The organism is Natronincola ferrireducens (assembly GCF_900100845.1).
In the GTDB taxonomy this organism is placed as follows: Bacteria; Bacillota; Clostridia; order Peptostreptococcales; family Natronincolaceae; genus Natronincola_B; species Natronincola_B ferrireducens.
This window is the reverse complement of the sequence record NZ_FNFP01000007.1, coordinates 63,388-79,422: the sequence shown is the minus strand read 5'-3', so window position 1 is coordinate 79,422 and position 16,035 is coordinate 63,388. Positions and strand designations below refer to the sequence as shown.

At 35.7% G+C, this 16,035-nt stretch carries 14 protein-coding genes; 6 read left to right on the top strand and 8 right to left on the bottom strand.

The window, feature by feature from the left end; translation table 11 throughout:
* Window positions 1–27: 27 nt before the first annotated feature.
* The 4 genes from BLS22_RS12410 to BLS22_RS12395 all read right to left on the bottom strand — a co-directional run bounded on the left by BLS22_RS12410 (window position 28) and on the right by BLS22_RS12395 (window position 6,415).
* Window positions 28–1,458 (bottom strand): Na+/H+ antiporter NhaC family protein, encoded by a 1,431-nt coding sequence (locus BLS22_RS12410; protein ID WP_090554163.1) that lies wholly within the window; start codon window positions 1,456–1,458, stop codon window positions 28–30.
* Between the two features lie 11 nt (window positions 1,459–1,469).
* Complete coding sequence (locus BLS22_RS12405; RefSeq protein ID WP_090554159.1) at window positions 1,470–2,825, bottom strand: N-acyl-D-amino-acid deacylase family protein; 1,356 nt, start codon at window positions 2,823–2,825, stop codon at window positions 1,470–1,472.
* Between the two features lie 139 nt (window positions 2,826–2,964).
* Entirely contained in the window at window positions 2,965–4,305 is a 1,341-nt protein-coding gene (lysA, locus tag BLS22_RS12400) for a diaminopimelate decarboxylase (protein WP_090554156.1), read from the bottom strand.
* A 247-nt stretch (window positions 4,306–4,552) separates the two neighbouring features.
* Window positions 4,553–6,415, bottom strand: a complete 1,863-nt coding sequence (locus BLS22_RS12395) for a sigma-54 interaction domain-containing protein (protein WP_090554238.1) — start codon at window positions 6,413–6,415, stop codon at window positions 4,553–4,555.
* Between the two features lie 186 nt (window positions 6,416–6,601).
* Between BLS22_RS12395 and BLS22_RS12390 the strand changes: the two genes are divergently transcribed.
* Window positions 6,602–7,432 carry an undecaprenyl-diphosphate phosphatase gene (locus BLS22_RS12390; RefSeq protein ID WP_090554154.1) on the top strand — a complete coding sequence of 277 codons (831 nt, stop codon included), beginning with the start codon at window positions 6,602–6,604 and terminating at the stop codon, window positions 7,430–7,432.
* 37 nt (window positions 7,433–7,469) lie between these two features.
* Here the strand turns inward: BLS22_RS12390 and ric are convergent, their stop codons facing one another.
* The 4 genes from ric to BLS22_RS12370 all read right to left on the bottom strand — a co-directional run bounded on the left by ric (window position 7,470) and on the right by BLS22_RS12370 (window position 12,481).
* Window positions 7,470–8,189 carry an iron-sulfur cluster repair di-iron protein gene (ric, locus tag BLS22_RS12385; RefSeq protein WP_090554151.1) on the bottom strand — a complete coding sequence of 240 codons (720 nt, stop codon included), beginning with the start codon at window positions 8,187–8,189 and terminating at the stop codon, window positions 7,470–7,472.
* Window positions 8,190–8,287: 98 nt separating this feature from the next.
* Window positions 8,288–10,138, bottom strand: a complete 1,851-nt coding sequence (asnB, locus tag BLS22_RS12380; protein WP_334292622.1) for an asparagine synthase (glutamine-hydrolyzing) — start codon at window positions 10,136–10,138, stop codon at window positions 8,288–8,290.
* Between the two features lie 309 nt (window positions 10,139–10,447).
* A complete protein-coding gene (locus tag BLS22_RS12375; protein WP_280139584.1) occupies window positions 10,448–10,843 on the bottom strand; it encodes a L,D-transpeptidase family protein in 396 nt (131 codons plus the stop codon).
* Between the two features lie 15 nt (window positions 10,844–10,858).
* Window positions 10,859–12,481, bottom strand: a complete 1,623-nt coding sequence (locus tag BLS22_RS12370) for a recombinase family protein (protein ID WP_090554146.1) — start codon at window positions 12,479–12,481, stop codon at window positions 10,859–10,861.
* A 262-nt stretch (window positions 12,482–12,743) separates the two neighbouring features.
* Here BLS22_RS12370 and BLS22_RS12365 point away from each other — a divergent pair, with 262 nt between their 5' ends.
* The 5 genes from BLS22_RS12365 to BLS22_RS12340 all read left to right on the top strand — a co-directional run bounded on the left by BLS22_RS12365 (window position 12,744) and on the right by BLS22_RS12340 (window position 16,013).
* Complete coding sequence (locus BLS22_RS12365; RefSeq protein WP_090554143.1) at window positions 12,744–13,253, top strand: hypothetical protein; 510 nt, start codon at window positions 12,744–12,746, stop codon at window positions 13,251–13,253.
* Window positions 13,254–13,408: 155 nt separating this feature from the next.
* Window positions 13,409–13,834: an N-acetyltransferase gene (locus BLS22_RS12360; protein WP_090554140.1), complete on the top strand. Its 426-nt coding sequence runs from the start codon at window positions 13,409–13,411 to the stop codon at window positions 13,832–13,834.
* A 784-nt stretch (window positions 13,835–14,618) separates the two neighbouring features.
* Window positions 14,619–15,275, top strand: coding sequence for a hypothetical protein (locus tag BLS22_RS12350; RefSeq protein ID WP_090554135.1), 657 nt, complete (start codon window positions 14,619–14,621; stop codon window positions 15,273–15,275).
* 104 nt (window positions 15,276–15,379) lie between these two features.
* Window positions 15,380–15,637, top strand: coding sequence for a sodium ion-translocating decarboxylase subunit beta (locus tag BLS22_RS12345; RefSeq protein WP_090554132.1), 258 nt, complete (start codon window positions 15,380–15,382; stop codon window positions 15,635–15,637).
* A 103-nt stretch (window positions 15,638–15,740) separates the two neighbouring features.
* Entirely contained in the window at window positions 15,741–16,013 is a 273-nt protein-coding gene (locus tag BLS22_RS12340; RefSeq protein ID WP_090554129.1) for a hypothetical protein, read from the top strand.
* Window positions 16,014–16,035: the final 22 nt, after the last annotated feature.

Sequence of the window (16,035 nt, the reverse complement as noted above, 5' to 3'; positions counted from 1 at the left end):
AAATTTACTTTATAAGTTATTACATCACTAGAATAAAAAACCCATTATTAAATATATAGTGATGGTTATCCCCCCAAAGGTTAAAGCATAGGGTAATTGAGTTTTTATATGGTCCATTACATCACACCCACTTGTAGCACATGACATTGCTGTTGTATCAGATATTGGTGATGCATGATCTCCGAAAATACCTCCTCCAAATACAGCAGCAGCTACTAACGGAACATTAACTCCCATAGCTAGGGCCATAGGTACTGCCAGTGGCATCATAATAGACATCGTTCCCATAGATGTTCCTGTTGCAAATGATATCAAGCTTCCTATAATGAACACTAAGGCAGGTAATATAGCTGGAGATAAAAGACTTGCAAAATTATTTGCTAGATATTCGCCTGTTCCTAATTGTTTCACAACACCACCTATTGAAAAGGCAAATATTAATATACTAACTACAGGTAAAATACCTCCAACTCCTTGAAACACAAGATTTAAATATTCTTGGAATTTAAAGATTTTTTGACTGATATACATAGTGCCAGCAACAGTTAAAGAAACAAAAACACCCCAAAGTATGGCATCCATACCCTTTCCATCAATAATGCTTCCTTCTCCAGTAATAAACATAACTGCCAATATGGTTACAATCATCGTCAATATTGGTACAAGCATGTTAAGAGGACTTGTAGTTTTACCCTCAATCTTTCCATCAGAGGCAGCACTTGCTTCTGCCATAGCTTCATCTATGGCCTGTCCGTTTTTAGGCTCATCCAACAAACCAGTTTTTTCTGCTCTTTCTTCTGCTCTTTTCATAGGGCCAAAATCTTTACCCGTAACTATAAAAAATATGATAGAGAATACTGCTATCAACGCATAGAAGTTCAATGGAATAGATTTCACCATGACAGATGCAGCATCGTCAACCCCCTGGGCTTGTATTAAACCTATCATAAATGCTCCCCAACCACTTAATGGCAGCAGAACACATACAGGTGTGGAAGTAGTATGAACGATAAAAGAAAGTTTTTCATGGGGAACCTTTAGAGCATCATTTATTGGTCTAGATATAGCCCCTGTTACTAAACAGCTTAAGGTTCCAGATGTAAATGTCAATACCCCTACTATCCAAGCAAAAACATTAGCTCCCTTTTTGGATTTAATAATGGATCTTTTGTTTGTCATATAATCAACAAATCCATTTAAGCCCCCTGATTTTTCAACAACTAAGGTTAATCCCCCTATCAAGCCACAGGCTATTATGACAATAGTATTGGAATTGCTTTCAAATACCTTAATAAAAGATAGTAACGTACTGTTTAAACCAGTAATAATGTTTCCCCCTGATAAAATGATGTATCCTATAAAACAACCTGTAAATAGTGCAATAAAAACATTTTTAAAAACTAGTGCCAAAACAATTGCTATAAATGGTGGTAAAATCGATAAAAATCCATAATCCATAAATATCCCCCTTATTTTCTAATTGTTTTTCCCAAGTTTTTTTCTACTATGCTATCCCCTTGTAACGCTATTGTTCCATTTATCAAAATATACTCAAATCCTTTTGGTGATGCTATAGGCTCTTGGAAGGTTGCAGTATCCATGATTTTGTCTAAACTAAAAATAGCTATATCCCCGTCAGCCCCAATTCCTAGGTGTCCTTTTCCCGCAATATTCAGTCTTTTGGCTGGTAAAGAAGTTATTTTTTCTACAGCTTCATATAGGTTTAATTTTCTTTTCTCTTTTACATACTTTGCAAATATTCTAGGGAAAGTACCACTTGCCCTTGGATGACCTTGACCATCATGAAGATAACCATCACTGGCTACAATCACATTAGGATGTGTAAGTGCCCTATCTACTTCTTCTTCCCGCATAACATGGGCTATTGTTATAGTGTCTGGATAGTTTTCTCTCAACTCTTTAAAAATTTTTTCATTACATCTCTGTCCACGATATTTACCCTCTGCTATTTCTATCCTATCATAGCCTATGCCATACCGCTCTAAAAAACCATCATCATAGGTTGTTTCTCCAATGCCTGTACTAAAAGCATCATAGGGATAACAATCACAACTTATATCTACGCCTTTAGCAACATGATGATCGATTAAGCTCAAAAACCTCTCCATCTCTCCAAAAGCCGCCATACTACCGATATGAGATATTTGTATTGGTACACCTATTTCCTTTCCAATGTTAATAAATTCTTCAGCAGCAGCCATAACATATGCTGCATCATCTCTTATATGAGCACTAAGCAACTTATTGTCTCTTTTAGCTGCTTTACTAATATGTACTAGTTCTTCTTTAGTCAGTCCAGGTATATATCGTATCCCAAAGGAGATACCAATACATCCTTTATCAAGGTAATACGCTGCTCGTTGTTGCATTTTATTAATATCATCTCCAGAAGCTATAGCATATTTGTCTAGTTGATTAACTTCTTTTCTTAAAATGTTATGGGGTACAAACAAGCCTAAATTGATAGGTATACCAATACTATCTACTGCATCTAAATATTCATCTGGTCTCTCAGGTCCTATCCCACAATTCCCTCCAATGCCTGTGGTTACCCCCATCTTTAACATGCTTTCAAAGATATTTGTATCAAATTTCTTCTTGTCTGCATAATAACTTCCTTCATGGATGTGAAGGTCTATAAATCCAGGCGTAACTATTAACCCATCAGCATCAATGACGGTATCTCCATCCATCGCTAAATTAGATATGTCACATATTTTTCCATTTTCCACAGTAATATTTAGTTTAGAAAACACCTTGTTTTTTGGATCGACAACAATACCATTATTTATAGCAATTTTCATGACATCCTCCCCCTTTCCTTTAATCTAGGTATAACCTAAATGCCACCTCCTTAAATTTTAAAAAATTTTAAGCAATGCCCCGATGCACTATTAATTTAAATCTTACTTATATTTAATAGTGCATTGGTTTTTTCTTTTATTATTGTTGACTAACTTCTTTAATTTCCTCAATACAACTTTGTTTTTTTAAAGATTTGGGAATCATCTCTCTATTTAACAAATCATTATAGGTCTCTCTTTTTACCATAACTTCAGCATGTTCTTCCGTCAGCAGCACAACTGCTGGTCTTAAAAGCTTGTTATAATTGCTTGCCATGGAGAAGTTATAGGCTCCTGTGCTAAGGACAGCTAAAATATCTCCTGATTCTATCTTAGGGGTTTCTAAATCCCATATTAGTATGTCTCCTGTTTCACAGCATTTGCCTGCAATAGTAGTAGTCATTTCCAATTTTTCCTCAGCCTTATTGGCTACTATAGCATCATACTTTGCCTTATACAGGGCAGGTCTTGGGTTATCTGGAAGACCCCCATCTATACTGGCATAGGTCCGGACATCAGGGATGTCTTTAATAGCCCCTATAGTGTATAGGGTAATCCCAGCTTCACCTACAACCCATCTACCTGGCTCTATAATTATAGTTGGTAAATCAAGGTCATATTCCTTGCACTGGTTTTCTATGGCATTCATAATAGCGTCTGTAAAATAGCTAAGGGGTTTTGGTTGATCCTTCTCTGTATATCGTATTCCAAAGCCTCCACCTGTATTTAACTCAGTGGTGATAAAACCCAATTCCCTTTTCAAATCATACATTAGCTTTGTAATAACTTCTATAGCTCCTATATAGATATCATTGTCAAATAATTGAGAGCCTAGATGAAAATGGAACCCCTTTAGCTCCACATATTCAGAAGACATTAAATGCTTTACTACCCCATAAATCTTTTTGGGTTCTAGAGGCATACCAAATTTAGAATCCTTTTGCCCGGTGACAATATATTTATGGGTATTCCCTTCTATCCCTGGTGTCACCCTAAATAGAATTTGTACTTTCTTGTTTTGCCTTGTTGCAATCTCTTCTAATAGTTCTAATTCGTAAAGGTTGTCCACGATAATTCTTCCGATATTGTTCTCTACTGCTAACTCTAATTCCTCCCATGACTTGTTGTTACCATGAAACATAACTTTCTCCATAGGAAAACCTGCCTTCATAGCAGTGTATAGTTCTCCTCCCGATACTACATCTAATCCTAGTCCTTCTCTTTCTATCATTTTGCACATTGCCATAGTCAGAAAAGCCTTACTGGCATAGGCGGCCTTGGTATTGCTATATTTGTTTAAAAAGGTTTCCTTTATTTCGTTACAACGTTCTGCTATAATCCCTTCCGAAATTACATATAAAGGGGTCCCGAACTGTTTTGCCAACTCCACTGTATCCCAACCGGCAAAGATAAAATGATTGTTACGACCTTGTAATTCCATAATTATCTACATCTCCCCTAAGCATTAATTATTTATACTAATTATTATATGCAATAATTGTACCACTTTGGCACGATTTTATCCTTTTCAATAATTGGAAAGGTTTTGAATCTATCCCAACTTCTTAGTGAGTTCAGTTTTGTGAACTTAGGAAAATCCCATGCTATAGAATTTTTCCCTAGAACATGCTATTTTTCAAATAAAAAAAGAATAGTTCAATAATCAGAACACATTCCGTTTATGCGAACTATTCTATCCCATACTTTTTAAGTTTTTCATAAAAACTGGTTTTTCCAATTTTTAAAGCTTTCATGGCCTGTACCCTACTTCCCCCAAAAAACCTTAAAGCTTCTTCAATCGCTTTTCTTTCTTCATGTTCCATTGTATCTTTTAGGGATTGAATCTCTTGTATCTCTATATTATCCTGCAGATGACGGTAGTTACCTAATATTAAATCTTTGGATAAAATGGTGTTGCCATCTGTTAGATTAACAGCCCGTTCCACTATGTTTTCTAATTCCCTAACATTTCCAGGCCAATCATAGGCTAAAAGCTTATGGAGGGCTTCTCCTGATATGTGTTTAGGCTGACATCCTATCCTTTCACATATTTTGGGGAGAATGGTGTAAACCAGAGAATAAATGTCCTGCTTTCTATCCCTTAGGGGGGGAATCCATATAGGAAATACATTGATTCTATAGTATAAGTCCTCTCTAAAGCTCCCCTTTAATATTTCCTCCTCTAGGTTTTTATTGGTGGCTGCTATAATCCTAACATCTACATGATTTTTTTTGCTACCCCCTATCCTATAAAAACTTCTGGTCTGTATCACCTGGAGGAGCTTTACCTGAAGGGGTAAAGGTATTTCTCCAATTTCGTCAAGAAAAATCGTCCCACCATGGGCCATCTGAAACATTCCGATTTTCCCTTCTTTTCTTGCTCCAGTAAAGGCCCCTCCTTCATAACCAAGTAATTCGCTTTCCAAGAGGTTTTCTGGGATACTGCCACAATTTACATGGATAAAGGGAGCTTCCTTATATTTACTGCTTTTATGGATGGCCTTTGCCAATATGCTCTTACCTGTTCCACTTTCTCCTAAAATCAAAACAGTAGAGTTGGATTGAGCTGCTTTATAGGCCAGTTGTTTTACATGCTGGATTTCCTGACTTTCACCAATGATTTTAGAGAAAAATCCCCCAACTCCTTCTTTTTCTTGTAGCCTTTCCTCCATCCTCTCTAGGTGGAAAAGGGCTTCGTCCCTCTCTCTTATCACCTTCTTAATCTCAGAAATATCCTCCACCTTTAATACCGCACCTACCCGTTCATTATTATAATTTACAGGCTCTAGGGTACACATGGTGGATCTCCCGTTGATTTCTGTAAACTTTTCTTTATAGGTAAGATTTTTACCCTTAGCTACTTCATAAAATTCTTTTATGGTTTCACTATCACAGTGGATTTCAAATATATCTTTTCCAATAACATCAAAGGCATCGGCATCCTGACCTTTGCCTCTGTAGGGCTTACCAAGGAGTAAATTATAAAGACCTTCCCCCCTAGCCGTATATCCTTTAGTCTGATAAAACTTTATAGCTTTTGTGTGTCTATCTAACACAACCATATGGCCAATAGCATTGATAAAAGGAAGGGTAAAGCTTTGATGGTTTACCTGTATCTTTATATGTTTTTCTATGTCATCTATTACTACATGAATGTTTTCGTCAAGAAAGGTTACCATTAATTCTAACTTATCTAGGGGCTTGGATTGTCTGCTATATCGATAAATAGGAGTGATATCAGGTTCATCCATTACTCCAATGGCTACAAGAGCATCGCCGATTTCTATACTTTTATCCTGAATGCCTAACAATTTTAACCCTTCTGGAGAAAGATTTCCATCATCCCGACCTAGACAATTATCTCCTATGATGACAATGTCACCTTTTTCTATCTTCCCAGCTTCATGACCGCTTCCTTCATGGCCTATAATACCAAATATCTCTTTAGCCTTTGTATTATAAATCTGTATTTTCCCATTGTCATCAATGAAGATAAAGCCCTCCGACATCATATTGGTAAATTGTTGAATGAAGTCATTGTTTTTAAACATAATAACCCTTCCTCTAATCTGGATTTTTAGCACTTTGTCTTATCTATAAGTCTACACAATATCCTCTCCTCCTTCAATGACAATTTCACATTTTACCTATTTCACAAAATTTTTTACATAATTTTTTATTGAAACTGTGTTATAATTTATTTTATTGAATAAAATTTTTCGGGAGGTGTTTTTTTATTGACAATTTTCAAAGCCATTATACTAGGAATTGTTCAAGGCTTAACTGAATTTTTGCCGGTTAGTAGCTCTGGACATTTAGCTGTAGCCCAAGGACTATTAAATGTTCCTGAGGATAGAATGCTGTTTTTAGCTGTTATGCTGCATTTTGGAACGCTAATTTCTATCTTCTTCATTTATACAAAGGATATTTTGTTGATTTGCAAGGAATTTGTCCTTATGTTTTTTGACGTATTAAAGGGTAGAGGCTTTAACATGAATAATGAACATAGAAAACTGGGGATCTATATCATCATCGCCACCATTCCCACTGGTTTGATGGGAATATTTTTGGGAGATATCTTTGAAAGCTTTTTTACCTCCCAATTGATCATTGGTTTTGCCCTTATTATTACTGGAACCCTCCTATGGACAGCTGAAAAAATCCATAGTGGTAAAAGAAATATTCATCATATGAAGGGTTGGGATGCTCTTATTGTAGGGATTTTTCAAGGTTTAGCCATCACCCCAGGGATTTCTCGTTCTGGTGCTACTATTGTAGGGTCTTTATTTAGAGGGTTTAATAAGGAATTGGCTACAAAGTTTTCTTTTCTTATCGCTATTCCTTCTATTTTAGGGGCTACCATACTGGAAACAAAGGATGCTTTAACTATGGGAACTGGCGATATATCCTTTACCATTATTTTAGCAGGTATTCTGGCAGCCTTTTTATCTGGTGTATTTGCCATCAGAACCTTGATTAACTTTATAAAACAAGAGAAGCTCTATTACTTCTCCTTCTACACCTGGACCATAGGAAGTGTTCTCGTTGTTTTATATTTTCTTTCATAAGTCAAAACCCAACAGGTTACTCCTGCTGGGTTTTTTCTTACTTGTTGCCTTCTGCCTCTAAACGGGGAAAAAGTATATTGTTTTCTAAATGAACGTGCTGGAAAATATCCCATTCTAAAGCTTCTAATCCCTTAAAGGTTAACTCAAAGCTGGCACAACTTCCATAAGCAGGTGTCTGATATCCATTTGTAACCTGACGAAGCTTTTTCAATAAGTCCCCTGCCCCATCATGTTCATCCTCTAGCTCCCTATTAACTGACGCTATTTGGTCTAGTAGTTTTTGTGAAGGATTTTTTTCATAGTCTCTAATTAAAGGAAATAGCACCTCTTCTTCCTTAATTAAGTGTTGCTCCAGCTCCATCTTTAGGCTATGAAGCAGCTTATGGACCTGGGATAACATTTCCCCATGGTCAATACCATGAACCCTCAAAATTTTTGTAGCTAATTGACTTAGCTTAGGCAGTTCATTTTGTAGATATAGGTGATGGGTTTCAATGATATAATCAATGAATTGTCCATAGGGTGCCTGTTGCCAATCTAGTTTATCATTTTTTACGTTTTGAGAAGCTTCATAGGCCTTGTTTAGACTTTCTAATATTTTTGCCTCATTTAACCCCTGTTCCTTCAAAACATCCAGGAGTCTTCTATCTCCACCACAACAAAAATCAATACCGTAGGATTTAAAAATCCCTGCTGCTTTAGGTAGATTTGTTACAATGTCACCTACCTTTTCTGAACTCCCAATCATATATTTCATAATCTTCACTCCAATCTATTTAATATGTCCTTGATTTAACTACATCTTATAACAGACTGGAGGGAATTTCTTTGATTTAACTCACATTTCAAAAATATTTATTTAACTGTTACATGATATTCCTTCATCCAAGTATTGATTTGTATCAAATAGGCCAACAGCTGAGGTCCCGTCATTAGCTGACCAAACCAAGGTTTTTTCAAGGAATCTCCCCCCGTCTCCACTAGTTCCATAGCTGTTGTAACATCAATCAACTCTAATAGAGGAGAAGTTGGGTTTTGCAATATTTCCTTCATTATCTGTTGCACCATCCTCCGGTAGGCTGGATGATGGGTTTTGGGGTATGGACTTTTCTTTCTCTCCAGCACCTCTTTTGGCAGGATGTCCTGGAGGGCTTTTCTCAATAATCCCTTTTCTTTGTTTTGATAATATTTCATCTCCCATGGAACATTCCATAAATATTCCACAATCCTATAATCAGCAAAAGGAACCCTTACCTCAAGGTTGCTTGCCATACTCATCCTATCTTTCCTATTTAATAGAGTAACCATAAACCACTTTAGATTTAGATAAAATAACTCCCTCATTCTATGGTCTGCCGGAGATTCTCCTTCAAGCCTAGGGACTTCCTTTATAGTTTCCTCATATTTACTTGTCACATAATCCTCTATAGCTATATTCTTAAAGTTTTTTGACAGTATATTCCTTCTTTCAGTCATGGACTTTGCCCAAGGGAAAGTATTAGAGGCTATATCCTCCTTCCTTGTAAACCATGGATATCCTCCGAATATTTCATCGGCACATTCACCAGATAGGGCAACTGTAGCATTTTTCCGAACTTCTTTGCAGAAAAGGTATAAGGAGGAGTCTACATCCGCCATCCCCGGGAGATCGCTGGCTTTAACAGCATCCTCAAGGGCTGCTGCTAATTGAGGTGTATCAATGATAATATTGTGATGATTGGAGCCTACAAAATTTTTCATAATTTGTATATAGTACCCATCAGCATTAGGTTGAAATTCATCGGCTTTAAAATACACCTGATTATCTACATAGTCAATAGAATAGGTATTTAGCTGACCCCTGCCATCTCTTTTAAAGGCATTGGCGGTTATGGCAGTTATCGCACTGGAATCTACACCTCCAGATAAGAAGGTACAGACTGGAACATCTGAAACCAGCTGTCTTTCTATGGCATCGATTAATAGACTTCTTACATGTTCCACAGTTGTATTAAAATCTTCCCTATGTTCTTTACTGACTAACTGCCAGTATCTTTTTAATTTGCAACCTTCTTTGTTGTAATAAAGCCAATGGGCTGGAGGAACTTCGTGGATGTTTTGAAAAATTCCATGGCCTAAGGATCGAGCAGGTCCTAAACCAAATATTTCTGCAATTCCTTCTTCTCCAACTATAGGGTTCACAAGAGGATGGGCTAATAGTGCCTTAATTTCAGAAGCAAACATTAAGTGATTGCCTACTCTAGTGTAAAATAAAGGTTTTACTCCTAGGGGATCCCGTGCCATAAATAGAGATTGCTTGTAATCATCCCATATGCCAAAGGCATAAATCCCGTTAAATTTCTCCACACAATCTATTCCCCACTCTATATAGGATGTTAGCAAAACCTCCGTATCAGAATAAGAGTGAAAGTGATGTCCTACTTCCAATAGTTCTTTCCTTAATTCCTCAGTGTTGTATAGCTCCCCATTATAAATGATGGTGTATCTTTTATCCTCCAGCTGTCTCGTCATAGGCTGTCGACCCCCTTGAGGATCCACCACAACAAGCCGTCTATGACCAAAGAGCACATTGTTATTTCCGTATATACCCATATCATCAGGGCCTCTTTTGCTTAATTTTTCTGTCATAGTCTCCATCATATGCTTTTTTTCTAGAATGCTTTCTTCTAGATTAACCCAACCAATAATTCCACACACGATTTCCATCTCCCTCTACTACTTCAAAATTTGTATTATATATCATAGTATGAAAAAGCAGGGAAATGATGTTTGTCTAAATAAAAAAAAGACCTATCTCCAATGATTTGGCATAGGTCCTCCATAATATAGTTATGTCTGAAAAGTAGTTAATTTTATTTTTCCCTGTAACTATACTTCTAAGTAAATTTAATATACAATACCTACTCAGAGAACATGGGTCATCTTTTATCCACCTAAATTAATGGTCGGTGGTATCCCCTTCTTCACAAACATCTGGGTTGGAAACTCATACTCCTTGTCGGCTTTACTATTGTTTTATTCCATCAAAATAACTCCCAGTGCTTCATAGGTTTCCCACTCTATTTGGGGATTCTTCGGAATGTCATGATCCTTTTGAAAATTATACACTGCCTGCTCCATCATGGGCCCATATTTACCATCTAGGTAATCAAAATTATAATAACCTCTCGCTCGAAGTCTTCTTTGGATTTCCATCACATCTGCTCCAAAATCCCCTGGTTTTATGGGTTTAAGACCATAACCAAAGGGGCCATGGAGACCATTGACAATGGCAACGGGTGTGCCCTCCTTAACATACTTATATAGATCCTCTACATCTCTATTGTTCATACGGATACATCCAGCCGAAGCATTGTAGCCGATACTATTGGGTTTGTTGGTGCCATGTATTCCGTATCTACCCCAGGTTATATGTCAGTAAGAACACTACTGGCAGGGGTTTTTTATCTTGTAATTTATCTTAATGTCCTCAAATTCCAATACCTCGACCTTCTCTATCATCTCAGCTAGGATTAAACGGTTCAGCTTCTTTAAGTTTAATGTATCATCCACCAGCTGCTCAACCTTTTTCTGTTTATCCTCCTGCTTCTCTGTGATATTCAGGAATTTTTTCAGTTCGTCATAGCGATTATTTAAACCAACCTTTTCCTTGTTGAAGGCATTGTAGAATTCAAGGAACTGTTCCTCATCGATAACCCCTTTGACCTTATCCTCATAGAGAGACTTCAGCATTACTTGAATGTCTCCTAATCGTTTGTCTACTGAGGTTAGTTCGTCTTCATACATGTTTTTGGAGGTCTTTCTTTTGTTAACAACTTGTTCTGCTTTTTTCTTTAGCCTTTCCCTATCGGCGAATTTACGGACCAGTTTTCTAAAGTCCTTCAATATCATCTCTTCCAGCTTTTCTTCTAGGATAGAATGCCTAGTACAATGACTTTTCCCAAACCGTTTATAACCAGAGCAGATTAAGAAATAATTGCCACTGGGGGCTTTCGTATAGGTCATATACTCTCCACAATCTCCACAGAAGGCGAATCCACTAAAAAGCTTTACAGCTTTTTTTGCTCCTGAAAAGTCATTATTCTTATGCTTCATCAAGGTTTTTACCTTTTTGAAATCCTCAGGTGAGATAATGGCTTCATGGGTTCCTTCTACTACAATCCAGTCTTTTTCCTGTAGATTTTCAGTCTTTCGGGACTTGTAGTTTATCTTCCTAGACTTATTTTGTGCCATAACACCCGTATAAACTGGATTCTTCAAGATAGCCTTTACAGAGCTATGGCTCCACTTAGGCACCCTTGCCTTCCCTACATTAAAAGTCTCGTACTTTCTGTTTTTGTAGTAGGCAGGAGATGGTATCCCTTCTTCGTTTAGCTTCTTAGCAATGGCTGTAAACCCATATCCTGAAATATACAGTTGAAACATTCTTCTTACAGTAGGAGCAATTTCTTTGTCGATAATGAGGTGACTGTTGTCCTTTGGGTCCTTTTCATAACCGTAAGGAGCAAAGGCGCCAATAAATTTTCCTTCATGCCTCTTATGATTAAAGACACTTCGTACTTTTTTGCTGATGTCCTTGCAATACATGTCATTGATAACGGCTTTGAAGGGTGTCATGTCGTTTCCTTCAAGGTTTCCCGTATCAATATTGTCATTGACGGCTATAAATCGCACACGATTTTCTGGAAAGAACTTCTCAATATAGTGTCCTACTTGGATGTAGTCCCTTCCTAGACGGCTCATATCCTTTGTTATCACCATGGATATCTTCTTTGCCTTGATATCCTGCAGCAGCCTCATAAACCCAGGTCTTTCAAAGGATACGCCTGTATAACCATCATCAATATAGATATCTGCAATGCTCCAGCCCTTATCCATGACATACTTGGTCAACATCGCTTTTTGGTTTCCTATGGAGTTGGACTCTCCCGTTTCCCCATCTTCATGACTTAATCTACAGTAAATTCCTACATGATAGTTTTCTCTTTGGTAATTATCTGAACCTAATTGGCTCATACTTTTATCCTCCTTCAGATAACTACCTGCCATATGTGGGTAACCCCCTACCCCTTAGCTTGGTCTTTATTTCTAATGTATGAGTAGAAATAAAGAAATATATCTACGGACCTCCTTAAGTATTGATTATATCATTTGGAGGCAGGTTTTATGCGTGGTGTAGTGTTTGTAATATTTGGATATGGGTGGTACTATAAAAGGAGTAGAACCATATTCTATAGATACATAGATGATGAAAAAACACGACATAGCTATGTTAGTTGATATAATTTAATGCTAAAAGGGGGAAGGACAAATGCCATTGAAAACAAATATGAAGTATAGATTAGTTTTACTAGTCTTGTTACCGCTTATAATAGGCTGTTACATTGAGGGATTTATGAGATTGGGAATAACAAGGAATAATCAGGTATATTTGCAACTAGCCAGTCTTTTACATGTTCCTTGGATGTATGGCGGCGGTATGGCAATTTGGTTTTTTGTGGGAAGAGCATTTGGTAATTTAAGCATGAATACAATGAAAAGTTTTATTCTAGGGAATATTGCATGGGGTATTTTAATTAGTTTATACATTTGGCAATTGCTATTAGACATTACTAGTAGAAACCCTTTTTTAATAAATACAGCTCATTATTATGCTCTAGGCTTTTTAGGGTCGGGGGTTCGTATCGTAACATTATTTACAAATGACATTCAAGTAAGTATAGCTTTGCTAATCGCTTATTTATTAATGCTTGTAGTATTTAGCTTAGGCTTTTATTCAGCATTGAAATCAAAATCATCAGCATCTAACTTGTCAAGTTGAGTAATGAATGTAATATTTGATAATGGCACATTGTCTTTCTTAAGACGAATTAGATGAAAAATATGTAACAAAAATAAGTATATTTAACTATGTATCTGTAAAATTATGTGTCAAAAATTATGGACTGAAATTTTTATAAAATAGGAGGATATTTGATGATAAAAGAATTAGATAATTCTAAAATAGATAGTATAATGAAAATTTGGCTGGAAGCAAATATTAGTGCTCATGACTTTATACCAGCAGACTATTGGAAGTCAAACTATGAGTATGTGAAGAATGCTTTGCCAGATGCTACTGTCCTTGTCTATGAAGAAGGTAATGAAATAAAAGGTTTCATAGGTATTATTGAAGAATCATATATTGCAGGATTATTTGTTTCTAGTAAATACCAGAATGAAGGTATAGGAAGTAAATTGCTTGAAAGATGCAAACAAGAATATTCTGTTTTAAGTTTAGATGTTTACGCTAGGAATATAAAGGCTTTAAACTTTTATAAAAAGCATAGATTTAAGATTAAAGAAGAGAAAGAGAATGATGAAACTAAGGAAATAGAATATTCAATGATATGGAAGTTATAAATACAAAAATATTATTAAGACGCGTAGTTCGTATATTGTAAAGTAGCAAAATAAGATATATATTGCACATCATCTTTTCTAGGCGACACAAGATATATAAGGAGGAACAGCTATACTGATGGAAAATATATAATAAATTCTACGGGGGACTTAATTATGACAAAACATAGAGCATTAATGATTTCCTTGATTTCTATAATATTATTCAATATTTTTTTTATGATTATGTTGATTTGGTATCAGGATATTATAATTTTACCTAGCGATTTTTCTAGATGGGGCATAACCGAAGAATATTATTGGTGGTATATGGATAGACCGCCTATAAGTAACGAAACTACTGTAATCGCAGTAAATTACATTCTAAAATTAATGTTTTCATCAATATTCCTACTAGAAGTCTTTTATATAATATCAAATAATAAATATAAACATTTAGTTAAGAAGAAAAATTTATTAATATCCATAATTATTAGTTCTATTGTTTATTTTTTAAGTCTTTTTTTTATAAAGTACAAAACTGAACATTATAGGTTATTTATGACCCTTATTTCAACAGAGATACTTTCTTTAATATTGCTAAATTTACTCTTAAGGATTACAAAAGAGATAGTTAAATCATAATATTGACTTAGTAAAAAAACAGTAAATTTTCAACTAATGATGAGTGCGTTTAGACGATATAATAATTACTTTATGCAATGTTACACATCATCTTTTCCATGCGCAACAAGTGGCTTCGCCAAGCAAAGATACTCTAATAACTAGGAAGGATTGAAGTCTAGTGGATAGACCTAAAAAACTATTGATAGATATTGAAGGAAAAAATCAAGCAGCAGCATATTATTCTGATGAGAACGTCGAAGTTGTTTTAGCAGGAAAAAACATTGTTCCTGTTCCTAAAAATGAGCAAAATCTAAAAATATATAAGTTATTGAAAGATAACTGTGATATGATTTTTTGCACTACACAAAACTTGGAGGAATTCCACTTTTACCCTGTTCCGTGTTTCTGGATTTTTGCTGTTGATAGTGAAGGAAATTGCTTTGGCACAATCGGTGACATGGGGAACATGTCGGATGATGATTATCCTGTTGGATATGTGAATCATCAGGGAATGTATGGTAAGATAGCCAATAATTTAAAAGATTTTTTTGAGCTTATCACCTTTTACCCCTACTGGCGACATATCATTAGATATGAACAAATGGAAAAGCCCTACGATATGAAGACTATAAGCCTAAAGAATGTAAAGAATGAACCTCAATACCTTGTAAATCAGCGTGAAATTGCAAAAATACTTAAACTAACTAAGAATCCCTCCTCTATCGACCTATTAATATCAAATATCAGAAGCACATCAGAATTTATAGTATACAGCTCAAAGACCGAGGCGCAAATGAAAAATACATTTTTTGATATTGATTGTTTTCCTGAATGAGAAAACCGCCAGCATTTCTTAGTACATAGTTAGGAAAGTTACAGTGCCTTAACTTACATTGATGAAACAGATAAAAATTCCTCAAATAAAAGGAGAATGAATTTATGAAAAAGTTATTTTCCAAATGGAGTTTTAGCAAGCATTTGCTCTTATGTTTGATTATTATATTTATTGCCAGAATAGTAGCTAGGTTTACTACTTCCCCTAATCATGCTTCAAGTATAGGCATAATAGGTGGAGCAGATGGTCCAACAGAAATATATCTTTCTGGAGATACTTATTCTGCCATAATAGGGATAAGTGTTTTAATCCTTCTGCTGGCTTTATATAAGCCCTTAAAAATGATAATCAAGAAACTTTAATTAATAATTGGGCAATGTAGCCTGCTTTTACACAAACCCTTATGTATTTTGTTTAATATGTGCATCAATTTACTTATGAGAGGCATACAAGGAGGTTGATTTTATGAAAGAGGATAATAGCTTCCAAAAGGATATGGAGGATTTAAATGAATGGCAACAGAATCAATATAATCCTGGTCACTATATTGGCACTGGAAGAATCCAACGACCTATTTTAAACTTAGCAAAATATCCTGTATTGCTGATTATAGCAGGTTTAGTAGGACTAACTGTACCAATTATGCTTTTGCTTTTAACAGATTCTGCTATAACAGATATACTTTTTCTTTTCTTCCCCCCCTTCTATCTTTCTAATAGGAGGTATCTTACGGCTTAAACGTAAATAACACTAAAAATAA

Excerpts from the sequence above, each read along its gene's own strand:
- BLS22_RS12395 (WP_090554238.1), bottom strand. The coding sequence starts at position 6,415 with ATGTTTAAAAACAATGACTTCATTCAACAATTTACCAATATGATGTCG.
- BLS22_RS12365 (WP_090554143.1), top strand. The coding sequence starts at position 12,744 with ATGCCATTGAAAACAAATATGAAGTATAGATTAGTTTTACTAGTCTTG.
- asnB (WP_334292622.1), bottom strand. The coding sequence starts at position 10,138 with ATGGAAATCGTGTGTGGAATTATTGGTTGGGTTAATCTAGAAGAAAGC.
- ric (WP_090554151.1), bottom strand. The coding sequence starts at position 8,189 with ATGAAATATATGATTGGGAGTTCAGAAAAGGTAGGTGACATTGTAACA.
- BLS22_RS12360 (WP_090554140.1), top strand. The coding sequence starts at position 13,409 with ATGATAAAAGAATTAGATAATTCTAAAATAGATAGTATAATGAAAATT.
- BLS22_RS12405 (WP_090554159.1), bottom strand. The coding sequence starts at position 2,825 with ATGAAAATTGCTATAAATAATGGTATTGTTGTCGATCCAAAAAACAAG.
- BLS22_RS12370 (WP_090554146.1), bottom strand. The coding sequence starts at position 12,481 with ATGGCAGGTAGTTATCTGAAGGAGGATAAAAGTATGAGCCAATTAGGT.
- BLS22_RS12340 (WP_090554129.1), top strand. The coding sequence starts at position 15,741 with ATGAAAGAGGATAATAGCTTCCAAAAGGATATGGAGGATTTAAATGAA.
- BLS22_RS12345 (WP_090554132.1), top strand. The coding sequence starts at position 15,380 with ATGAAAAAGTTATTTTCCAAATGGAGTTTTAGCAAGCATTTGCTCTTA.
- lysA (WP_090554156.1), bottom strand. The coding sequence starts at position 4,305 with ATGGAATTACAAGGTCGTAACAATCATTTTATCTTTGCCGGTTGGGAT.
- BLS22_RS12410 (WP_090554163.1), bottom strand. The coding sequence starts at position 1,458 with ATGGATTATGGATTTTTATCGATTTTACCACCATTTATAGCAATTGTT.